This is a genomic window from Bifidobacterium samirii, assembly GCF_003952945.1.
Lineage (GTDB): Bacteria > Actinomycetota > Actinomycetes > Actinomycetales > Bifidobacteriaceae > Bifidobacterium > Bifidobacterium samirii.
Genome location: NZ_QXGK01000018.1, coordinates 36,716 through 58,948, shown reverse-complemented (window position 1 = coordinate 58,948; position 22,233 = coordinate 36,716). Strand labels below are relative to the sequence as shown.

Below are 22,233 nucleotides of genomic sequence, written 5' to 3'. Positions count from 1 at the left end.
GGAACCCCGTGCCGTGAGGCAGCGAAGAGTTAACTTACACGACCCGCCCCGACCACGCAACCCCGGGCCACACGGACAGCCACGGAAGCGTTGCAAACACTGGCATCCATCGGCGTGTCGAAAACACAGGAAACACGACCACAACCAGACGGAACGGGACCCGACGGGAACCAAAACAGACAAAACAAGGACAAAAAAACAGACGACACACACCAACGGAAAATATGAAGACATCAGCCGACATGTCGCCGAGGGCATTGCCGGCGGCGCCCCCTAGAATCCGGCATGGCGTGTGAATGGCATATGGATGAACCGCGGACGGATGCGCGGACGCGGACGGAACGCAAGGGCAACGACGGGAAACCTAGGAAGAAAAGCACGCGAAAGAAGAAAGAAGAGAGAGGATTCTCATATGTGGCTGGTTCTGCTGGGACTGTGCGGCGGCGCGCTCACGCCGACGCAGACCGCGGTGAATACGCGACTGCGTAAGGCGGTCGGCTCGCCGTTCCGGGCATCGCTGGTGTCGTTCACGGTCGGCACGATCGCATTGATCGCGGTCACGCTGCTCATCGGACCGTATCCGCTGGTGCCAGCTGCGGCGTGGAACGAACCGTGGTGGGTGTGGCTGCCGGGACTGTTCGGCGTCGTGTTCCTGACGGGCAACGTACTGCTCATGCCTCATCTGGGCAGTCTGCAGACCGTAATGATGCCGGTGCTCGGCCAGATCGCAGCCGGACTGTGCATCGACGCGTTCGGTCTGCTCGGCGTGCAGCGTCGACCGTTCACCGTGTTCCGCGGCATCGGCGCGCTGCTGGCATTGGCCGGGTTCATCGTCACGATCGCATTGGCGAATCGGATCGGCACGGCCCACGCCGGTCGGGAACGTGTACCCGGCAGCACCCGTCCGGGCACCGCAGCCGAAGGCGCGCCCGCAAGGGAGAAGTCCGGCACGGCCGGGGCGTCGCTGTGGCTGTGGCGCGCGTTCGGCGTGTGCACCGGCATGTGCAGTGCGGTGCAGACGGCGATCCTGGGACGACTGGGCACGGCGCTCGGGTCGCCGATCAAGGCGTCGCTCGTCTCGTTCATGGTCGGCATGCTCGCGTTGGCCGTCGTCGTGGGCGTGGCGGAACGCAGCTACGACATCACGCCGGCGCTGCGGCGCAACAATCCGGTCTGGATGTGGGCGGGCGGCCTGCTCGGCGGCGTCGTGGTGCTGACGAACTCGCTGCTGTCGTCGCATCTGGGCACCGGGCTCACCGTGGTGATCGTGCTGGCCGGGCAGGTGCTCGGCAGCGTCGTCATCGACCATTTCGGTCTGTTGGAGACGCCGCGCAAGCCGGTGCGCATCCTGCACGTCGTCGGTCTGGCCGTCGCGTTCGCCGGCATCGCGCTGATCCGTCTGACCTGACGACGACGGCCGGTTCCCGGCTATCCCCGACCGCCTACCTTGCGAAACGGCGCCCGGCAATGCTGCCGCGGCGCCGTTTCGTATAAGAATATTTCGTATAAGAATAGGATGGCCCGTATTCCGCCGACGCGCGTCGCCGCGCGGAGGCGTCATCGCACCGGCTCGGGATGTCCCTGGTACAGGTAATAGGTATCCGTATGGTCCGACGCGCCGTCGTCGCCGACGCGGTCGCACCGGCTCGTGTAGTCGAGCGTGCGCGCGGCGACGCGGGTCAGGCCGCGACGGTCGTAGAATCCCACGTCGCACGACGTGTCGGTGTACAGGAAGTAGTCGCGCACGCCGCATGCGCGGAACGAGCGCATCATGCGGGCGAAGAGTCGGCCGCCCACTCCCCTGCCGCGCATGCACGGTCCGACGAGGAAGAGCGTCACCTCGGCGGCGTACGACCGGCCGGCGTCGCGCAGCAGCCGGGCGTCGACGCGCGCGATCGCCAGTTCGACGCGCAGCGCGCGACGGCCCGCCTTGGATGCCAGCAACGGCATCGACACGAACGCGGAGCGCAGATGGTGACGGTTGAGCCGCGTCAGACGGAACCGGCGGCGACGTTCCTTGCCCAGCCGCGACGGTTCGACCCGACCGAGGATCACGCCGACCGGCCGGCCGGCGGGCGCAACGGTTCCAACGGAGCCGGCACGGTCATCGGCACCGGTGAAACCGTCGGCACCGGCATCATCAGTATCGTCGGCGGGAATCTCGACCGCGACGAACGCTTCGGTCGAACGGGCCAGACAGTATTCGAAATCCGCTTCGGCGAGCCGGTGGGAACGCTCCTCCCCCAGTTCGGGATCGGCGTACCAGGTGCGGCGGAGGATCTCGATGAGCGCCGGATGGTCGTCGCGGCGCATGCGCCGCAGGCGGATGGTCGACGGCATGGTCAGTACCGCCCGTAGTCGGGATCAGCGTATCCGGCGTCGTCGTACGATTCGCCGTACGATTCGCCGTCGCCGACGCCCATGTATTCGCGGGCGCTCACGCGGTTCACGCTGCGGGCCTCGTCGACGGTGTGCTGGATCAGGCGGCGCACCTCGAACCCGTCGATGACGTTCCTGAGCACGGTGCGGCCGCCGGACGACTGGTCGCGCGTCTCCAGCACGATCGTGGACAGGCCGAACAGACGCTGCAGCAGGCTGCGCGTCACGGTCATGTCGACCACGCGGAACAGCTTGGTCACGTCGTAGGTTTCGCGCAGCACGCCGCTTTTGACAGCCAGTTCGTCCTCGGTGAGCGTGTACGTGGTGAACGTGAACGGCGTCCTGCACCAGTTGCGCTTGCGCTGGCTCCAGATGATCGCCCCGTCGGCCATCGTGCGTGACATTTCGACTCCTTGACTCCCGGCCGGAATCCGCACCCGGCCCCCGGCACCATCCTACGCCGTCGGGGGCACCGGATCAGGCGGCCGGCTCGCCGGACCGATCGTCCCATTCGGGACGCCACGAGTAGTGCATGTCGTAGGCGCTGGCCCAGAACATGTACTCGTGCTCCACGCCGGTGACGAAGATGTCGACGAGCTTCCGGCGATGCGCCTCGTCCAAACCGTCCACGAGCCGTTCGATGTGTTCGATCAGCCATGCCGACCCGCTCCAGAACTCATCAGTACGGTACATCTCGATCCAGCTGCGGTACGGGTTCCCGTCGAGCCCGTCGGCGAATTCGGCGGCGAGGCGCTGGCCGTAGTCGGCGTACACCCAGGCGCACGGCAGCACGGCCACGAGGATGTCGACGAGCGGATTGCCGTAGGCGATGGCGAGGATGTTCGACGTGTACGCGCGGGCGAACGCGGACTGGCGCACCGTGTCCATCTCCTGCTCGGTCACGCCATAGCCGGCCATGTAGGTGCGGTGCAGCTGCGATTCGACGTTGAAGATGCTGTTCTGCACGTTGGCCATGAACCGCATGACGTCCAGGTCGTCGGTCTTGGTGGCGGCCAGCGCGTGCACCTTCGCATAGTCGTTCAGGTAGCGGTAGTCCTGCAGCAGGTAGAAGGCGAAGCGTTCGCGGGCGAGCGTGCCGGCGCCGAGTTCGCGCAGGAACGGCTGGCGGTAGCCTTCCTCCCACACGCGGTCGGCGGCTTCGCGCAGGCGCGTGGCGAACGGCGGCAGATGGTTGAGAGTGATGGGTCCGAACGATGCGGCGTCGAATGACATGATGCTCCCTTCGATGGTGTTGGCCAACAGGTTCCAAGGGTCAGGCTCGAAGCCTTTCTCAACCCGGTTCACGGGTTCCCCTGCAATCGCGTTCATTATCGCGCGCGGCGGTGACAGTACGGCGTAGGAAACGCCGATGATACGGCGATCCGGGCCACATTGCGGGCGACGGCGCTGACGACGGCTCGGCATCGCCGGCATCGGCGCCGATCGCCGACGCACGTCGCCGGACGTCGCCGCACGTCGCCGCACGTCGCCGCCGCGTCAGATCAGGCCGAGCCGGGCGAACGCGTTGGCGACGCCGGCGTCGTGGATGTCGGTGGTGACGATGTCGCAGAACCGTTCGATGCCGTGGACCGAGTTGCCCATGGCCACGCTCGTGCCGGCGGCCTTGAGCATGGCGGTGTCGTTGTCGCTGTCGCCCACGGCGATCGTGTCGGCGATGTCCACGCCGAGCCGGGCGGCCACGTCGCGCACCGCGGTGCCCTTGTCGACGCCGTTGATGAGCAGTTCGCCGTTGTTGGGCGAGATGCGGTCGTACGAGGCGTGCACGGTGGTGAACCAGGGTGCGAGCGCCCGGCTCGTCTCCTCGAAGGTGACGTCCGTGTCCGGCTGGGCGAAGTAGGATCCCTTGCTCACGTGCGTGGACAGCACTTGGCCGAGCGTGGCGCCTTCGGGCACGTCGATGTCGTCGAGCAGGTGCCAGTGGCGGGCGAATTCGCCGCTGTTCCATATCCTGCCCTTGGATTCGAGGTGGCGTGCGTAGCCTTGCGAGATGTACATGCCGTCGTCGCCCTGCCATTGGTAGGCGAGGATGCCATGTTCGGCGAAGTGGGCGTGGGCCGCGTCGATCGCGTCGGCCGGGACCAAGTGGCGGAAGAGGATGCGTCCGTCGATGTTGGCCTGGGCGCCGGCGACGGAGACGATGCCGTCGAAGCCGAGGTCGAGGATGTCGCGTTCGATCTTGGGGATGGATCGGCCGGTGCAGATGAAGAGCCGGTGTCCGTTGCGTTGGGCGGCGCGGCAGGCTTCGCGTGCGGATTCGGGGACGATGTGGCGTTCGTCGGCGAGGGTGCCGTCGATGTCGAGGAAGACGAGTTTGCGGGTGCCGGCGGCAGCGGTGTTCGTGGGGTCGTTCATCGTGTGGTTCCTTGCTGGGGTTCCCCGGATGGTCCTTTCGGGGCGCTTCCGGATTGCGGGTGGCGTGGATGAGATCAGGTCGGGTGGTCGTGGCGAGTCGCTGGCTTACAGGCCGTAGAAGAGCCGTTCGGTCACTTCGCGTGCCTTGCGCATGGCGGAGAGCAGGTCGTTCTCGAACTGCTGGCCGCGGTGCGAGTCGTAGCCGAGGTAGACGGCGATGCCGCCGAGCGAATGCGTGTCGTCGGGCAGGATGTCGGCCTGGTTGGCGCGGCCGTTCCACAGGTAGTTGCCGTTGCGTGCCGCGGTGCACCGGTGCCATGCGTCGCGTAGGACGAGCGCGTCGGCCGGGTCGATCAGACCGAGCCGTTCGAGTTCGTCGAGTGCGCCGATGGTGGTGTTGACGCGCAGCGATTCGTGCGCGCCGGCGTGGCGCAGCTGCAGCAGCTGCACGGTCCATTCCACGTCGGACAGGCCGCCCTTGCCGAGTTTGAGGTGCCGTTCGCGGCGTACGCCGCGCGGGAGACGTTCGGCCTCCATGCGCGCCTTGAGCTTGCGGATCTCGCCCAGCTGCGTGTCGGTCAGGTCGGATGCCGGGTAGCGTAGCGGGTCGGCGAGCTCGTGCAGGAAGTCGTCGGCGAGCGCCCGGTCGCCGGCCGCGTGGCGGGCGCGCAGGAGCGCCTGGTGCTCCCATGTGCTGGCCCAGGATGCGTAGTATTCGCGGCAGGAGTCGTAGGAGCGTACGAGGGGGCCGTTCTTGCCTTCGGGGCGCAGGTCCATGTCGAGTTCGATCTTGGGTTCGAGGGTGACGGGTCCTTGGAGGATCTGCCGCATGGTCTCGCATACCTTGCGTGCGAACCGGTTGGCGGTGCGGTCGAGTTCGTCGCGCTGTTCTCGGGTGAGGGGTGCGGCGTCGTCCGTCATGTCGGGTCCGCCGGTGGTGGGCCGGTAGATGACGATGACGTCGGCGTCGGAGCTGAAGTTGACTTCGCGTCCGCCGTAGCGTCCCATGCCGATGACGGCGATGCGGGCGGGCGGCATGGTCGGGTCGCAGCCGTCGTCGGCGCATTGGCGGTTGACGGACCAGGTGAGTGCGGCGTCGAGGATCGCGTCGTACACGTCGGTCATGGAGGCGAGGCAGGCGTCGTCGTCCATGACGCCGCTCATCCAGGCGAGGCCGATGCGTTCGATCTCGTGGCGTCGCATGGCGCGCATGGACGTGGCGAAGTCGTTGATGTCGGCGGCGTTGCGGTTGAGCGAGGATGCGCATTGCACGTCGAGGCTGTCTCGGGTGCGGGCCTGGAGTCGCTTGTCGTCGCCGAGCCAGGTGACGGAGACGACGGATTTGTTGAGCGCGTCGCCCAGGAAGCGCGAGTTGGACAGGATGTGGCACAGGCGTTGGGCGGCGGAGGTGGAGTCGCGCAGGAAGCCGAGGTAGGGGCTGCCGTCGCCGAAGTTCTCTTCGAGGCGCCGCCAGTTGAGCAGACCCATGTCGGGGTTCTGGCCTTGGCCGAGCCATTGGAGGACGGCGGGCAGGAGGATACGGTTGATCTTGGCGGCGCGCGACAGGCCGCCGGTGAGGGCCTGGACGTGGCGCATGGCGGCGTCGGGGTCGGCGAAGCCGATGGATTCGAATCGTTCGGAGGCGGCCTGGGCGCTGAGCGTGGTGGTCTCGCCGTCGCCGGCTGCGGCGATGGGGAGCATGGGCCGGTAGTAGATGTCGAGGTGGAGGCGGCGGATCTCGCGGCGGGTCTCGTCATAGCGGTCGACGAGCTCCTCGGGGTGCATGCCGAGGGCGCGGGCGAGGCGGCGCAGCTCCATGTTGCGGTTGAGCTCGTCGACGTTCATGTCGCGCTTGCGGTCGAGGCCGCCCAGGCTGGCGGCGCCCAGGTCGGGGAACAGGTGGGTGCGTTTGAGCGACCACATCTGCTGGCGGTGTTCGAGGACGCGTTCGAACCGGTAGTCGAGGGCGAGGCGGGCGGCCTGGCCGCGGGACACGTAGCCGCCGTCGGAGAGGCGTTGGAGGGATTCGAGCGTGCCGCGCGTGCGCAGCGTCTCGTCGGTGCGGCCGTGGACGAGCTGGAGCATCTGGACGGTGAATTCGACGTCGCGCAGGCCGCCTTTGCCGAGTTTGATCTCGCGGTCCTTCAGGGGCGCGGCGATGAGGTCCTCGACGCGTTTGCGCATCCGCTGGCAGTCGTATACGAAGTTGTCGCGTTTGGAGGCGGTCCAGACGAACGGGCGGGTCATGTCCATGTACGACTGGCCGAGTTCGCGGTCGCCGGCGACGGGCCGGGCCTTGAGGAGCGCCTGGAACTCCCAATTCTCGGCCCACTGCTCGTAGTAGGCGCGGTGGGATTCGACGCCACGCACGAGCGGGCCGTCCTTGCCTTCGGGGCGCAGTCCCCCGTCGATCTGCCAGAGGGCGGGTTCGGCCACGCCCATGATGACCGACTGGCATACGCGCTGGAGCATCGTGGCCATCTTGGTGCTGGTGCGGGTCACCGTGTCGCGTCCGGTGTCCGGGTCGGCGGGTTCGGTCACGTAGATCAGGTCCACGTCGGACACGTAGTTGAGTTCGCGCGCGCCGAGCTTGCCCATGCCGATCACTGCGAAACGCACATGCTCGCTGCCGGGCGTGTTGGCGCGGGCGATGGCGAGCGCGCCTTCGAGCGCGGCGTCGGCCAGGTCGGACAGCTCCTCGCTGATGCGCGGCTGGACGGTCATGGGGTCGGGTGCGGCCATGTCCTGCGCGATGACGGCGGCGAGCTGGCGACGGTAGGCGCGGCGCAGCATCGTGGTCGTCTCCGCCAGGTCCGCCGCGGCGACGGGCGTGTCGGCGTCCGGGTCGGCGCCGACGGCCTGAAGGATGTGGGCGCGGCGCTGTGCGGGGTTGAACAGGTGCGAGTTGCACCGGTCGACGCTGGCGGCTTCGACCAGGTCGATGCGGAAGCGCATGGCCTTGCCCATCGCGTCGGATGCGCCCAGTACGGCGATGAGCCGGCCGAGCGCGTCCGTGTCGGGGAAGATCTCGTCGAGGGCGCGTCCCTGGGTCTGCAATGTGGTGACGATGTCGACGAGGTTGCGCAGCGCGGTGTCCGGATCGCAGGCGCTGGCGAGCGCGGTGAGGACGGCGTGGAGCCGTCCGGCGTCGACGCCTTCGTCGGCGAGCCGCGCGAACTGGGCGCGCGCTTCGGTCAGGTCCTGCAGGCCGGCGTGGATCAGGTCGCGTGCGCCGACGGTGAATTCTCGCATGGGGTCCATAGGGTCCTACTGTAGCGCCATCGCGGCGCGCATGCGGGATGATGCCTCGGCCCCGACGGGCGCGCCTGATGATGGCGGGGTCCCGTCGGAACGCGGGCGTCGTGCCGCCGGGTCCCCCAACGGGCCCGGCGACGCGTCATCGGGTGAACAGCGGCTCCACGTTGCGCCAGATGCGGCGGGCGGTGGCGGGACGGTTCATCGTGTACAGGTGGATGCCCTGCACGTCGTTGGCGAGCAGGTTGCCGATCTGCTGGGAGGCGAAGCCGATGCCGGCGGCGCGCAGCGACGGCAGGTCGTCGCCCCACTTGTCGAGCATCGTCGCGACGGCCTTGGGCACGCGTGTGCCGTTGCGGGCGGCCATCGCACGCACGGACTTGGCGGACGTGACGGGCATGATGCCTGCCTCGATCGGCACGTCGATGCCGGCGGCGCGCGTCTTGTCGAGGAACCGGTAGAAGTCGGCGTTGTCGTAGAACAGCTGCGACATGAGGTGCGTGGCGCCGGCGTCGACCTTCTCCTTGAGGTGGGCGACGTCCTCGTCGAGCGAACCGGATTCGACGTGGCCCTCCGGATAGCAGGCGGCGAACACCTTCATGTCGGGCTTGCGTTCGCGGATGTAGGCGATGAGGTCGGCGGCGTGCGGGAACACGCCGGTCTCCTCGCTTTCGCATCCGGGCAGGTGGTCGCCGCGCAGGGCGAGCACGCCGCCCACCTGCGCGTCCTCGAACAGGTCGAGCGCCTCGTCGATCTTCGCCTTGTCGGCGTAGAGGGCGGTCAGGTGCGCGACGGTGGGGATGCGGTAGTCCTTGCGGATCGTGTTGGCGATGCGCGCGGTGGCGGTGCGGTCGGCGTGCGTGCCGTGCCCGTAGGTCACGGAGATGAAGTCGGGTTTGAGGCCTTCGAGCCCGTCGAGCGTGTCGTAGATCGTGCCGATCGGCGCGTCGCGTTTCGGGGGGAACACTTCAAGGGAGAAGATCGGGGTGTGCATGGCGGGCTCCTGTGTTCGGTGGAGCGTCCCGTCCCGATGGGCCGGCTTCCGTGCGCGGCGGGGATGGACGGCGGGAACGTTCCGCAAAAGGGTATGATGGCCCGGCCGGCGCGCGTGCGTCGCACGTCGCGCCGGCTGTCGGGCCGGCTCTCGGGGAGGAGAGAGGGTGCGTGCTCAGCCGAGGCGGGCGCGCACGGACTTCGCGGCGGCGACCAGATGCTCCAGGCTCGGCCAGGTCTCGGCCTCGCCGCGGGTCTTGAGGCCGCAGTCGGGGTTGATCCACACCTTCTCGACGTCCATCTTCTTCAGGATCTCGTCGATGCGCTCCTCGATCTCCTGCTCGGAGGGGATGCGCGGGCTGTGGATGTCGTACACGCCCGGGCCGGCCTCGGTGGCGAAGTCGGCGTCGTGGATCGCGTCGAGGACGACGAGGTCGCCGCGGGACGCCTCGAAGGAGATCACGTCGGCGTCCATCGCGTCGATGTCGCGGATGATGTCGTTGAACTCCGAGTAGCACATGTGCGTGTGGATCTGCGTGGTCGGCTTGACGGCGGAGTGCACGAGGCGGAACGCGGGGATCGCCCAGTCGAGGTACTTCTTGTGCCAGTCGGAGCGGCGCAGCGGCAGCTTCTCGCGCAGCGCGGCCTCGTCGATCTGGATGACGCGGATGCCGGCGGCCTCCAGATCGAGCACCTCGTCGCGGATGGCGAGCGCCAGCTGGCGGGTCTGCTCCTCGTTGGTGATGTCCTCGCGCGGCCACGACCAGTTGAGGATGGTGACCGGGCCGGTGAGCATGCCCTTCATCACGTGGTCGGTGCGGCTCTGCGCGTACGCGGACCAGGCGACGGTGATGGGGTTGGCGCGCGACACGTCGCCCCACACGATCGGCGGCTTGACGCAGCGGGTGCCGTAGGACTGGACCCAGGCGTTGCGGGTGAAGAGGAATCCGTTGAGGTTCTGGCCGAAGTATTCGACCATGTCGTTGCGTTCGAATTCGCCGTGGACGAGCACGTCGAGGCCGATCTCCTCCTGGCGGCGGATGCATTCGTCGATGCGTTCCTTCATGAACGCGTCGTAGGCGGCCTGGTCGATGTCGCCGTGGCGCAGCTTGGCGCGTTCGGCGCGGATGTCGCCGGTCTGGGGGAAGGAGCCGATGGTGGTGGTGGGCAGCAGCGGCAGGCCGAGCGCTTCGCGCTGTTCGCGCTGGCGCTGTTCGCGGGCGGGCTGGCGTACGAAGTCGGCGTCGTTCAGGGCGGCGAGTCGGGCGACGACGGCCGGGTCGGCGGCGGTGCGCGTGCCGTCGAACAGGGCGCGGTTGGCGGCGAGGACCGGCGAGGTGGCGCGGCCGGCGGCGTCGAGTTCGCTCAGGGCGGCGATGTCGGCGGTTTCGCCGACCTTTTCGACGGCGAACGCGAAGTGCCTGAGCACGTCCTCGCCGAGCGCGTCCTCGCCCTGGGTGCTGAACGGTACGTGCAGCAGGCTGGAGGCGGTGGAGACGGCCACGTCGGCGGTGTGTTCGCGCAGCTGGTCGATGAGGGCGAGGCTGGCGGTGTAGTCGTTGCGCCAGATGTTGCGGCCGTTGACGACGCCGGCGAAGATCGTGGTGGCGGAGTTGACGCCGTAGCGTTCGATGGCGGCGAGGTTCTCGTCGCGGCCTTCGTTCAGGTCGAGGCCGAGGCCGTCGAAGCCGAGCAGGTTGACGGTCTCGTACACGTCGGCGATGTGGCCGAAGTAGGTGTTGAGCAGGATGCGCACGGTGCCGGCCTTGCCGGTGCGGGCGGGCAGGATCCTGGCGTACAGGCTCTTGAAGAGCTCCACGTCGCCCGGCTCCTTGTCGAGCACGAGGTAGGGTTCGTCGATCTGCACCCAGGCGGCGCCCAGTTCGGCGAAGCGGGTGACGATCTGCGCGTAGACGTCGGCCACGGCGTTCACGAGGCCCTGGTCGTAGTCGAGCTCCTCGGCCTGCGGGGTGCGGGCGAGCTTGAGGAACGTGTAGGGGCCGATGAGCACCGGCTTGGTCTCCACGCCCAGGGAGCGGGCCTCGAGGTATTCGTCGAACGGCTTGGTGCCGTTGAGGCGGATGGTGGCCTGCGGTTCGATCTCGGGCACGAGATAGTGGTAGTTGGTGGTGAACCACTTCTTCATCGGCAGGGCGGTCACGTCGCCGCGTTCGCCCTGGTAGCCGCGGGCCATCGCGAACAGCGTCTCCTCCGGGTTGTCGAACGCGAGGCGGCGGTAGCGCTGCGGGATCGCGTTGAGCAGGATCGCCGTGTCGAGCATCTGGTCGTAGTAGCTGAAGTCGTTGCTGGCGATCAGGTCGATGCCGGCCGAGGCCTGCAGCTGCCAGTGGCGGGCGCGCAGCGAGCGTGCGGTGGAGCGCACCTCGTCGAGCGTGGCGGCGCCCTTCCAGTAGGATTCGATGATCCTCTTCAGTTCACGGTTCTGACCGATGCGCGGGAATCCGGCGACGGAAGTGAGAACGGTCATGTTTCCTCCCCAGGATGACGGTTCGTGGTGACGTTTTTCGACCCGCTCAACCTACCACGGAACCGCCGGCTATAAGATATCAAATCGTTTTGAGTGTCGTTATCAGCTCAACTTATAACCCTAGGTATGACCCCTAAGTATGACCGTCACCACATGGCATGAATCGGTCCGGGAACCGACGAGCCCGGTAGGGGCCGCGTCGGTTCCCGGACCGCCATTCAGTCATTGGAATCGCCACGGGATGCGACGTATGCGCATATGTCTGCGGGGAGACCTCCAGCGTGGTTCGCGCCTTTGTCGGGAAGCACCATTCGTGCCGATTGCATCGCCTCATCGTAATCGATTTCACCGGATTCGTATGAGGCTTCGATATCATCAAGCCATCCTGAGATCTCGGCGTTTTCGGCACGATTCTCCAGATAATCGAAGAACCCCTCGGCCTCGTTCCATCCGGGAAGCACGGTCCCGTCCCCCAGTCCGGCCCAGGCTTGCTGCTTGTACAGGGAGGCGGTGTCGCCGTCAAGGGCCGGGAGACCGCCACTGTCACGTATGGCGGAGATCACGCCGGGATGTTCGGATTCGAAGGCCACTACGGCGGCGGACTCGTTCTCGAAGGTATCCACCAATTCGAAGGTCCGGTCAAGGAACACCACCGTATTCGTCGTCATCGCCATCGAACCCGCGATAGGTTCGGTTTCCTCGGCGTTGGCGGGGCAGACGGTCATCGACACCATCAGCCCACCAATGACGAGCGACGATACACCGTTGGCAAACATCCGTTTCATTGCAGTTCCTTTCACTGTCGTGCCGGCCTCGTTGCCGGTACTTGCACGCTATCAGCCATCGGATCCCGCGTATAGGACGATACAGAAAACCTGTATGCGTTGTGGGACAATGGCGGCATGGTCATACGCATGGACGGGCATGGCTCCCCCACGAGCAGCCGCGCAGGGTTCCGGAACGGGCCGTCTCCCGCCCGACCGCCGATGGCGGCCGTCTGCGCGGCCGCTGCCGTCGCCGTCCTGATCGAGACCGTGCTGCGATGGCCGGATGGTCATCTTCGCTCGTACCTGCTCATTCCGCTACTGGCGCTCGCGTCACTGGCCACGCTTCCGATCGTCCCGCAATCCGGCGCGTGGCTGATCGTCACGTTGTACTGCGTCGGACTGGTGTCGCCGTTCCCCATGTCGTATTCGTATACGCTGGCGTTGCTCGTCGCATTGGCCGTCATCGCCAAGGACAGCCGGGCCGCGGCGTGCATCGCCGGCGTACTGTCGGCCACCGCGCTGATGGTCGACCGGCGGCTGCTGTTCGGCTGGGGGTTGTCGGATTCGGTGGTCGTCTCGTTCGCCTACTGCATGTTCGCAATCGTGATCGGCATGGCGTCGCGTTGGCGGGCGGACCGGGCGCGCATGGCCGACCGGCTGCACCGTCAGCGGGAGCGCGAGTCGATCGCCTTGACGTTGCACGACGTCATCTCCAACGATCTGGCGTACGCGATCATGCGCATCGACGATACGCTCCGCCCCGACGCGCGTGCCGCGGACGCAGCGGATGGCATCGCCGGCGGCGGTCGGCCCGCCGGGCCGGACGGCTGCGGCATGACGTCGCACGGCGGCGACCATGCCGGCACGCTGCGGGAGCTGCGTTCGGTCCTCGACCATGCGTTGCACGGCACGCATGCGGTCATCGCCACGCTTGACGGACGCATGCCGGATCCGGAGGATTCGGCCGAACCGGAACGGCACCATCGCGCAGGCGATCGGACGGAGCGCATCGTCTCCTGCATCGACGAACAGGAGGAACGGCTGCGACGGCTGGGATTCTGCGGGCAGACGCTGCTGCCGGACACACTCCCCCATCTCAGCGAAACGAGAACCCTACTGTTGACAGGTCTGCTTGAGGAGATCTACATGAACATCGCCAAGCACGGCGACCCCGGGCACGGCTATGTGGTGGCGCTCGCCCGGGAGAACCCGGCACGGACCGGATTCCGGGAACGCGGCGGCCGGCAGGACGGAACGGACGGATCCGACATCATCGTCGTGACCGCCGCCGACACGCCACGTCGGACGCCGGCTTCGACGGGCTTGGGCAGCGGACTGGAACGATACCGGCGGATGGGCGTCGGCATCGACGTCACGGCCGACGCCGATCAGTGGACGCTGTCCGCCCGACTGCCGGCGAGGTAGGCGCGCACCGCCTCGGCGCGCGTGGCAACCCCCAGTTTGGCCTTGGCATGGCGGACGACGACGAACACCGTGGACGCCCGAATGCCCAGTAGGGCCGCGATCTCCTCGGTGTCCAGATTGTTCGCATAGCCGTCCAGCACCTGCCGTTCCCGTTCGGACAGCATGGTCCGGGAACGCTCCGCGGCCGCGGCCGCCACACGCTCATGCGCGACGGCGGCATCCATGAAACCCGATTCCATGGCACGACCGTCGGCGACCGTCCCGATCGCCGACGCCAGATCCCTCGGACGGCAGCTTTTGGATATCAGCCCCTGCGCGCCGGCGTCGATGGCCGTCTCGCGATAGTGCCCCACATCATACGACGTGATGCACAGCACCGCCGGACGCGCCGACGATTCCCGGATCCGGCGGCATACCGTCAGCCCGTCCATGTCGGTCAGCGACACGTCCAGCAACAACACGTCCGGGCACGTATCACCGCCGTACAGGCAGCGGTGCAGCGCGCCCGCACCCGATTCGACCGCCCAGAGCACCCGTCCGCCGGGGACGGCTCGGCCGACCGTCTGCGCGAGCAATGCCAGAGCGAACCGGTCGTTGTCGACGATGCCGATCGTGATCATCGGTCAGTCGACGTCGTTGGGGGTGAGCACGCCCAGCAGGTCTGCCTCGTGCAGACGCCACCGGGAGAACGGCAGGTCGGAGCCGAACACCGCGACCGACGCGGTCGACAGGCCCAGGTTGAGCAGGTCGCGCGTCGCCGGGTCGGAGGACGGCGAGGCGAGCCACTGGCTGGCGATCGACATCGTCGGCTCATGGCCGAGGACCATGAGCGTGCGATGCGCGTCCTTCGTGTGCGCCAGCTCGTCCATCACCGCCTGCATGCCCGCCTCGTACAGGCTCTGCCGGTAGTCGACCACCGGCTTGTCGCCGAACGAGCGGAGCATGCGCTCGCACGTCTGCATCGTGCGCGTCGCCGCCGAACAGGCGATCCGGTCGGGCGACAGGCCCATCGCCAGCAGGCCACGGCCCATCGCCTTCGCCTGCCTGCGGCCGCGCTCGGCCAGCGGCCGGTCGTAGTCGCCGGTCGGACCGTACGGTTCGGCCTTCGCATGGCGCATGACGATCAGCACATGCCCGTATCCCTTCGCCGCCTCGGCGACCTTGTCCGCCCTGATTCCCATCGTCGGCACTCCTTTCCCATCCGATTCCGTATCACAACACCGTCAGAGGCGGTCGACCTGCGCGTCCAGGTCGCGCAGCACCTTGCGCAGCTTGCGGTCGGAGATGTCGCGCAGCTCCAGATCCTCCAGCTGGGCGGCGCGCTCCTCGTCGGTCAGCGAATCGATGTCCGTCGTCGTGTCCTTGGCCGGACGGTCGCGCTTCTTCAACGCGGCGAAGCCCTCCGCCATCGCACGCGACACCACGAGGAAGCCCGTGTGACCGATCATCTGATGGTCCGGACGCACCGCGAGCGCCTGCACCTTCCAGCTGCGTTCCATCGTCTCCTGGATGTCAGGTTCGGTCCAGCATCCCGCGTCGCGCAGCGCCTCGGCCAGACGGGACAGCTGCGTGGTCGTCGTCACGTAGCAGATGAGCACGCCGCCGGGCGCGATCACCCGGTACGCCTGCTCCAGTCGGTTCCACGGGTCGAGCATGTCGAGCATGATCCGGTCGTACGCGTGTTCGGGCAGCTGGGCGGCGACCGAGTCGAAGTCGCCGGTCTTCAGATCCCACCATGCGGGGCGCTCGCCGTAGTAGATGGTCGCGTTCGCTTCGGCGACGCGCGCGAAGTCGGGGCGCAGTTCGATGGTGGTCAGGTGGCCGGTCTCGCCGACCGCGTCGAGCAGGTTGAGGCTCATCGCGCCCGATCCGGCGCCGGATTCGAGCACGGTCAGGCCCTTGCGGATGTCGCCCAGCTGGATGACCTGCGCGATGTCCTTCGGGTACATGATCTGCGCGCCGCGCGGCATGGACAGCACGTAGTCGGCCATGCGCGGTCGCATGACGGCGTAGTCCCAGCCGCCGATCGCGCGCGCCGCCTTCCACGGCTTGTTCGCGTCGCGTTCGGGATGCTCGCGGTTGACCTGCGCGTCGCGTTTGGCGGTGACGGTCGTCACGACGATGCCTTCGGTGCGGCCGATGACGTCGTCGTGCAGGATCAGACCGTGTTCGGTCTGCGTGCTGCCGCCGGCAGTCAGCTGGTCGGTGATCCTCTTGCCCTTGCGGTCGGTGAACTGCACCTTCTCGCCTGCGCGCAGCGTTCCGCGCCTCTCCTGCATGGCTGTCTCCTTACGGTTGTCTCGTGTCGGCTTTCCCCTGTGTAGAGGATACCAATGAATGACGTTGACGAATTCCGGGATGCGGCTGATCAGTTCCCGGCACCTCGCGCTTTTGTCATCTCAGGCCCCTCCTTCCTGAGCGGTTGCGTCCGCAAGTATGTACCGGGTGGAGCGTGCGGCTCCTACGCGCAGCAACAGACCACGGTTTATCAAGTCGGAAAGCACTTTTCTTGCCCTGCGCGGCTGGACGTCAAGTAGGACGCTGACCTCATCAGTGTTCGCATGTCCTTTCTCGCGAACGTACTGATAGACGGTATTCTGCACCGGGGTAAGCCACTCAGCAGTATCCGGCACATGTTCGACAGTATCCGGCACACCCAATGCAGTATCCGGCACATTTTCGACAGTATCCGGCACACCCAATGCAGTATCCGGCACATGTTCGACAGTATCCGGCACACCCACAGCAGTATCGCACACTTCGGCAGCGGACTGACGGTAGATGTTGATGCGCAGGTCGGTGTCGCCGCCGAGGAATTCCGGTTCGCGAAGTCCGGCCTCACGTACCGCTCCGATGATGCGCGGGATGCCGCTTCCCCAGTGCTCGATGAGCCCCATATAGGCGAATGCGGAGGCCAGCGCCTCGTTGCGGATCTTCGAATAGCCTTCCTTCATGCGGGTGAAGTTCTGCCCTGCGGGGAGCCTGCCCGGCGAGGTGATTTCCAGACGGTCGTCGTAGATGGCGACCTGGATGCTGGAATGGTCGATATAGCTGCGGTGCACCACCGCGTTGATGATGAGTTCACGGATCGCATCCGGCGGAATCTCGTACACGTCCTGACGGTATACGCCTTCGAACCGTGCGCCCATGTGAATGTTGCGCAGCACGTACTGGTATGCCTGTTCGATGAGTTCCCATGGGGCGCCCGTGAATTCGCGCCGGTCCACGAACACGGCTTTGGTGGAGCCTTTGAACACGCCGCATTGGATGACGGAACGCACCGGACCGTTGATGCCGGCCAATACCGCATACGCGTTCGTCGGTTTGAGTTCGCCATCGCGTTCGACCAATACTCCCCAGGACAGCAATTGGTTCACGGTCACCGCTCGCACCTTGTCGGCGCCATCTTTCGCGTTGGCTTTGGCGACCGCCGTCATCGCATCGCACAGCTCGGCGATGTTCTGCTCGGAGGCTTCCAGTTCAAGGCAGATGGTCTGGTCGAAGCTGCGGTTGCTGCCTTCGAACAGAAGCTCCTTAATCAGGGGCATATCCGCCTGGCGCGTGGTGCCGGCGACGCGCACGAATGTGCCTTGCTCCCGTCCCAACGACTTGATGTAGTACGGTCGTTGCCGTCCCGGCATGATTTCGGCGACGATTACTGTTTTGCCATCGACGTCCCGCATGGCGATGTCAGGAATGATCAGCGGTTCGCAACTGTCTGCGATGGCGTTGGAGATGGCGTCCATGATGGTGAACACCTGGTCCTCCGGTACACCCACCACGTTCAACGTCTGGTCTTCGATACCGAAGACGATACGTCCACCCTCGCCATTGGCGAACGCCACCGCCGTCTTGGTGTACTTGATGCTCCGGTCCGGCAACGTCACCTTATACTCGATGTTCTTCGACTCGCCGGATATCCAATCATTAACGCACACAATCCCTCCGATCTGCAGCCCTCACCCAAACACCCATCGTTTTTATCGGTCAGCTTCGTCGTCAAGCAGCCAATCCAATGCGTAGATCTGCCTGATGCCTTCGTGTGAAACCGGACGCTCGTCATCCAAGGTGATCAGCGTCTTCGGATAATTGTCCCGTACCGCACGCAGCGACGACAGTTCACGTTCCAACGTGTCCGGATCATGTACCGATTCACTCACCTGATAGTAGCGAGGCCCGTCCGCGCCATTGGTGATGAAGTCGATCTCACCGCCCGTACCTTGTCCGATGAACACGTCACCTTCCTTGCGCATCAGTTCGAGGAACACCACGTTCTCCAGAAGGCGTCCGGTATCGCGCACCCTGTTGGAGCACAGCATGCGCCTCATGCCCAGATCCACGGCGTAATACTTGCGTTCCTGCCTCAGGGCACGCTTGCCTTTGATGTCGTACCGTTGCACCGGATAGAAGATGAATGCCGCCGCAAGCCCTTCCAAGTAGTTGGACACCGTCGGGGAAGAGATCTTCGACCCCATCGAGGTCATGGCGTTCGCAATGGATGTCGGATTCACCAGATTGCCCACATTGTCGAACAGGTATCGGGTCACCGTTTCCAGCGCCCGGATGTTGGAGACTCCCAATCGAGCGGCCACATCCTTGAACAGCACGGTGTTAAGAATGCCGTCAAGGTAATCGTGCAACATCGTCTCACTGCCGGAAAAGCCCACTGTGGCGGGGAGCGCACCATCGTGCAGATAGTCGGACCATGCACGCTGCATGCTCATCCCCTCGGAGGAGCGTGCACTCCAATACTCGGCGAACGAGAGCGGCGTCATGGCGATCTCCACGTACCGGCCGGAGATCAGGGTCGCCAACGTTCCGGACAGCAGCATGGCGTTCGAGCCGGTGATGTAGAGGTCCACGCCGCCTCTGGCCTGCAGGCTGTCGAGCGTCTTCTGGAAGTCAGGCACGTTCTGGATTTCATCGATCAGCACATACCGCATGCCGCCCCCATCACCGCAGCGACGGAGAATCTCCTCGTACAGGCGGTGATATTCCAGGAGCGGTTCGTTCTCCAGCAGTTCGAGGTTGATGTGGATGATGGATTCCGGGGCGACACCGTATCGTTCGATCAGCCTCTGTTCCCAGAGCGTCATCAGCGTCGACTTGCCGCATCGGCGTACACCCGTGATCACCTTGACCACGGCCCGGTCTTTCCACTCGTCGAGTTTGTGCAGATATCTCGGCCTGTCAATCACCACAATCACCCCTTATGGAAAACGTTTTTTAAACCACACCCAACATTTACATAAATTCTAAATCTATTTTAAATCCATGTAAAGACTTGTGCACAATGCAAAACGCTTTCGCACGCGATCAGTGAAATCAAAGCTTCTTGGACGGGGACATCCAGACTACACTTCGTAACGGAATACGGCACGCGGCTCGGCATCGAGTCACACAACGGAGGGAAGGACGGACGGCATGCGGATCGAACGGGTCGAGGGCGACAGGCGTAGGTATATGGATCTGCTGCTGCTCGCCGATGAGGATGAGCGGATGGTCGCGAAGTATCTGACGCGCGGCGACATGTTCGTGCTCCACAATGACAATGGCGACACCGCCGGTGCTGCCGACGATAGTGGCGCCACCGCCACCGCCGGTCGCGTGTGCGCGGAATGCGTGGTGACCGATGAGGGCGACGGCGTGCTGGAGATCAAAAATCTGGCCGTCGCCCCGGCCTGGCAGCGGCGCGGGTACGGGCGCATGATGATCCGGTTCGTCGAGGAACGTTATCGCGGCCGGTATCGGATGCTGCAGGTCGGCACCGGCGACAGTCCGCTGACCGCCCCCTTCTACAAGCGCTGCGGGTTCACGGAACACCATCGGGTCAAGGATTTCTTCCCCGACAACTACGACCATCCGATCGTCGAATGCGGCGTGCTGCTGACCGACATGGTGTATTTCGCCAAGCCGCTGTAGCGTATGGCGCAGCGCACGTCCCGTTTCGGAAGACGAGCCGTCAGCCGGACTGGCGGCTGATGCCGCCCTTGCGTCCGGTCGATTTGAACGGGCGTGTGGTCTTCGCGCCGCGCGGCACGCCTCCGCCCACGCCGACCTGTCCCGTCCTGCCGGCGCTGGACGCGGCGGATGCATTGCCCCCGCTGTGTCCCGCTCCGGAATCCACTGCGATGCCTTTGGCCCGCAGCGCCTTGGCCCATCGTTCGTCCATCATCGTCCCATCCGCATCGTCACCGCTATCGTCACCGCTATCGTCCGTCGCCCACGTGCCGCCGTGCGATGTTCACACCGCGTACGCGTTCCAGCGTCCGTCGGCGTGGGTGACGGTCAGGTCGAGGCCGAACAGGTCGCTCAGCCGTTCGGACGTGAAGCCGCCTTCGAGGTCGCCGGTGTAGACGATCGTGCCGGGCGCCGGGTCGTTGCCGGCCACGTTGTCCGCGTACGCGTCGGCCTCGTTGCCGCTGATGCGGCCCATGATCGCCACATGGTCGAATCCGGCGGGGATCTCCTCGAGCCGGTGCGTCACGAGCAGTACGGTCCGATCGGTGTCCTCCCTGCCGATGCGGCCCAGCGCGCGCAGGGCGAGCTCGCGGCCGCCCAGATCGAGGCCGGTGGTCGGCTCGTCGAGGATCAGCAGGTCTGGGTCGGCCATCAGCGCGCGGCAGATGAGCACGCGCGTGCGTTCGCCTTCGGAGAGCTTGAACATCATCTTGCCTTCGAGGTAGCCGATGCCGAATTCGGCCATCAGGGCGCGTGCGCGCGCATAGTCCTCGTCGGTGTACGTGTCGCGCCAGCGGCCGGTGGTGGCGGTCAACGCGGTGACGACCACGTCCAGCGGGTCCTCCTCGGGCGGGAACGCGCGCGACAGTTCCGCCGACGACAGGCCGATGCGGTTGCGGTAGGAGAACACGTCGACCTTGCCGAGCCGGTTGCCGAGGATGTCGACCGTGCCGCACGACGGGAATCCGCGCGTGCTCATCATCTGCACGAGCGACGACTTGCCGATGCCGTTGGGTCCGAACAGCACCCATTTCTCGCCCCGGTTCACCGTCAGGTTCACGTCGGTGAGGATGACGCGGCGGCGACGGCGGAATTCGACGTCGGTGAGCTTCAGCGCGGGTTCGGTCATGGTGATGCTCCTCTGCTTCTGGTAATGGTCCCGGTCGGCTTCGTATACGGTTATCAGGGTATGGGGACGCGCGCGTCCGAGGGTCCGTTCCGACCGACTGCCGGACATGCGACGATGCCGGCACATCATGCGATGAACGCCCTCCCCTCGGCGTGAGGGAAGGGCGTTCATCCGACGGTCATGCCGATGCCGTCCCGGACGGCGTCAGGTCACTTGGCCTGTTCGGCGAGAACGTCCTCGTAGACCTTGACGGTCGCGTCGGCGATGGACTCCCAGCTGAACACGTCGCGGGCGCGCTCGTAGCCGGCCTGGCCCATCTTCTTCGCCAGCTCCGGATCGGCCATGATGCGGTTGATCGCGTCGGCCATGTCGTGCACGAACTTGTCCGGGTCGGTGGGCGTGCCGGTGCCGTCGTGCAGCTGGTCGATCGGCACCAGGTAGCCGGTCTCGCCGTCGACGACGACCTCGGGGATGCCGCCGGTGGCGGACGCGACGACCGGCAAGCCGCAGGCCATCGCCTCGAGGTTCACGATGCCCAGCGGCTCGTAGATCGACGGGCAGATGAACGCGTCGCACCCGTGCTCCAGGGCGCTCAGCTCGTTCTTCGGCAGCATCTCCTCGATCCAGATGATGTTGCCGCGCTCCTTGTCGAGTTCGGCGAAGGAGTTCTTGACCTCCTCCATGATCTCCGGGGTGTCGGGGGCGCCGGCGCACAGCACGACCTGCACGCCCGGGTCGACGAAGTGCAGCGCCTTGAGCAGGTACGGCAGGCCCTTCTGGCGGGTGATGCGGCCCACGAACAGCAGCGTCGGCTTGCTGCGGTCGATGTTGTAGCGTTCGAACACCTTCCAGCCCGGATCGTCGTCGGCGGGCGTGGCGAAGTCGGCCATCGTGATGCCGTTGTACACGACGACGACCTTGTCCGGGTCGAGGTTCGGGTAGGCGGAGAGGATGTCGTTGCGCATGCCGCCGGACACGGCGATCACGCGGTCGGCATGCTCGTAGGCGTCCTTCTCGGCCCAGGAGCTCAGCTCGTAGCCGCCGCCGAGCTGCTCGCGCTTCCACGGGCGGAACGGTTCGAGCGAGTGGGCGGTGATTACCAGCGGGGTGCCGTGCAGCATCTTGGCCAGGTAGCCGGCCAGGCACGCGTACCAGGTGTGCGCGTGGATGATGTCGGCGTCGACGTCGTTGGCGATCTGTAGGTCGACGCCGAAGGTCTTGAGCGCGCCGTTGGCGTCCTTGAGTTCGGCCGGGGTGTCGTAGCCGACGAGGGTCAGGGAGCCCTTGGGATCGTCTCCGGGGATGGCGGGCACGTCGGCTTCGGTGCGCACGCCGTCGAAGGCGCGCACGGTCACGTCGATGCGTTCGGCGAGCACTTTGGACAGCTCCTCGGCGTGCACGCCGGCGCCGCCGTACACCTTCGGCGGGTATTCGCGGGTCAGAATGTCAACCTTCATTGGTCA

At 66.0% G+C, this 22,233-nt stretch carries 19 protein-coding genes and 1 riboswitch; of the genes, 3 read left to right on the top strand and 16 right to left on the bottom strand.

Features of this window, described 5'->3' with window-relative positions; all coding sequences use genetic code 11:
• Nucleotides 1–412: 412 nt before the first annotated feature.
• Complete coding sequence (locus D2E24_RS08305) at nt 413–1,408, top strand: DMT family transporter (protein WP_125968878.1); 996 nt, start codon at nt 413–415, stop codon at nt 1,406–1,408.
• 149 nt (nt 1,409–1,557) lie between these two features.
• Here D2E24_RS08305 and D2E24_RS08300 read toward each other — a convergent pair whose 3' ends face one another.
• The 8 genes from D2E24_RS08300 to D2E24_RS08265 all read right to left on the bottom strand — a co-directional run bounded on the left by D2E24_RS08300 (nt 1,558) and on the right by D2E24_RS08265 (nt 12,273).
• Nucleotides 1,558–2,340, bottom strand: a complete 783-nt coding sequence (locus D2E24_RS08300) for a GNAT family N-acetyltransferase (protein WP_125968877.1) — start codon at nt 2,338–2,340, stop codon at nt 1,558–1,560.
• Between the two features lie 2 nt (nt 2,341–2,342).
• Entirely contained in the window at nt 2,343–2,783 is a 441-nt protein-coding gene (locus tag D2E24_RS08295; protein ID WP_125968876.1) for a PH domain-containing protein, read from the bottom strand.
• A 73-nt stretch (nt 2,784–2,856) separates the two neighbouring features.
• The gene (gene tenA / locus D2E24_RS08290; protein ID WP_164521064.1) at nt 2,857–3,612 is read right to left on the bottom strand and encodes a thiaminase II; all 756 of its coding nucleotides are present in this window, start codon (nt 3,610–3,612) and stop codon (nt 2,857–2,859) included.
• Nucleotides 3,601–3,704, bottom strand: a riboswitch (TPP riboswitch). Its footprint overlaps the gene before it by 12 nt.
• Before the next feature lie 172 nt (nt 3,705–3,876).
• Nucleotides 3,877–4,752 carry an HAD family hydrolase gene (locus D2E24_RS08285; RefSeq protein WP_125968874.1) on the bottom strand — a complete coding sequence of 292 codons (876 nt, stop codon included), beginning with the start codon at nt 4,750–4,752 and terminating at the stop codon, nt 3,877–3,879.
• 105 nt (nt 4,753–4,857) lie between these two features.
• On the bottom strand, nt 4,858–8,004 hold the full coding sequence (locus D2E24_RS08280; protein ID WP_241222929.1) for a bifunctional [glutamine synthetase] adenylyltransferase/[glutamine synthetase]-adenylyl-L-tyrosine phosphorylase: 3,147 nt from the start codon (nt 8,002–8,004) through the stop codon (nt 4,858–4,860).
• Between the two features lie 145 nt (nt 8,005–8,149).
• A complete protein-coding gene (gene metF / locus D2E24_RS08275) occupies nt 8,150–9,001 on the bottom strand; it encodes a methylenetetrahydrofolate reductase [NAD(P)H] (protein WP_125968872.1) in 852 nt (283 codons plus the stop codon).
• A 174-nt stretch (nt 9,002–9,175) separates the two neighbouring features.
• Nucleotides 9,176–11,488 carry a 5-methyltetrahydropteroyltriglutamate--homocysteine S-methyltransferase gene (gene metE, locus D2E24_RS08270; protein WP_125968871.1) on the bottom strand — a complete coding sequence of 771 codons (2,313 nt, stop codon included), beginning with the start codon at nt 11,486–11,488 and terminating at the stop codon, nt 9,176–9,178.
• 218 nt (nt 11,489–11,706) lie between these two features.
• Nucleotides 11,707–12,273 carry a hypothetical protein gene (locus D2E24_RS08265; RefSeq protein WP_125968870.1) on the bottom strand — a complete coding sequence of 189 codons (567 nt, stop codon included), beginning with the start codon at nt 12,271–12,273 and terminating at the stop codon, nt 11,707–11,709.
• Nucleotides 12,274–12,474: 201 nt separating this feature from the next.
• On the opposite strand from D2E24_RS08265, the gene D2E24_RS10645 reads away from it, so the two are divergent.
• A complete protein-coding gene (locus D2E24_RS10645) occupies nt 12,475–13,680 on the top strand; it encodes a hypothetical protein (RefSeq protein WP_164521063.1) in 1,206 nt (401 codons plus the stop codon).
• Here the strand turns inward: D2E24_RS10645 and D2E24_RS08255 are convergent.
• From D2E24_RS08255 to D2E24_RS08235, 5 genes are all read right to left on the bottom strand, one after another.
• A complete protein-coding gene (locus D2E24_RS08255) occupies nt 13,644–14,300 on the bottom strand; it encodes a response regulator transcription factor (protein ID WP_125968868.1) in 657 nt (218 codons plus the stop codon). The two genes, D2E24_RS10645 and D2E24_RS08255, sit on opposite strands and share 37 nt — an antisense overlap.
• A gap of 3 nt (nt 14,301–14,303) precedes the next feature.
• A complete protein-coding gene (locus D2E24_RS08250) occupies nt 14,304–14,861 on the bottom strand; it encodes a SixA phosphatase family protein (protein WP_125968867.1) in 558 nt (185 codons plus the stop codon).
• A 42-nt stretch (nt 14,862–14,903) separates the two neighbouring features.
• Nucleotides 14,904–15,959, bottom strand: coding sequence for a tRNA (adenine-N1)-methyltransferase (locus tag D2E24_RS08245; protein WP_125968866.1), 1,056 nt, complete (start codon nt 15,957–15,959; stop codon nt 14,904–14,906).
• Between the two features lie 120 nt (nt 15,960–16,079).
• Entirely contained in the window at nt 16,080–17,567 is a 1,488-nt protein-coding gene (locus D2E24_RS08240; RefSeq protein WP_241222928.1) for an ATP-binding protein, read from the bottom strand.
• Nucleotides 17,568–17,660: 93 nt separating this feature from the next.
• On the bottom strand, nt 17,661–18,881 hold the full coding sequence (locus D2E24_RS08235; RefSeq protein WP_125968864.1) for an ATP-binding protein: 1,221 nt from the start codon (nt 18,879–18,881) through the stop codon (nt 17,661–17,663).
• Nucleotides 18,882–19,104: 223 nt separating this feature from the next.
• Here D2E24_RS08235 and D2E24_RS08230 point away from each other — a divergent pair, with 223 nt between their 5' ends.
• Entirely contained in the window at nt 19,105–19,602 is a 498-nt protein-coding gene (locus D2E24_RS08230; RefSeq protein ID WP_125968863.1) for a GNAT family N-acetyltransferase, read from the top strand.
• A 40-nt stretch (nt 19,603–19,642) separates the two neighbouring features.
• Here D2E24_RS08230 and D2E24_RS08225 read toward each other — a convergent pair whose 3' ends face one another.
• The 3 genes from D2E24_RS08225 to glgA form a co-directional block, all read right to left on the bottom strand.
• Nucleotides 19,643–19,855 (bottom strand): hypothetical protein, encoded by a 213-nt coding sequence (locus tag D2E24_RS08225; protein ID WP_241222927.1) that lies wholly within the window; start codon nt 19,853–19,855, stop codon nt 19,643–19,645.
• A 69-nt stretch (nt 19,856–19,924) separates the two neighbouring features.
• Nucleotides 19,925–20,770 (bottom strand): ABC transporter ATP-binding protein, encoded by an 846-nt coding sequence (locus D2E24_RS08220; protein WP_125968862.1) that lies wholly within the window; start codon nt 20,768–20,770, stop codon nt 19,925–19,927.
• A 209-nt stretch (nt 20,771–20,979) separates the two neighbouring features.
• The gene (glgA, locus tag D2E24_RS08215; protein ID WP_125968861.1) at nt 20,980–22,227 is read right to left on the bottom strand and encodes a glycogen synthase; all 1,248 of its coding nucleotides are present in this window, start codon (nt 22,225–22,227) and stop codon (nt 20,980–20,982) included.
• Nucleotides 22,228–22,233 lie beyond the last annotated feature (6 nt).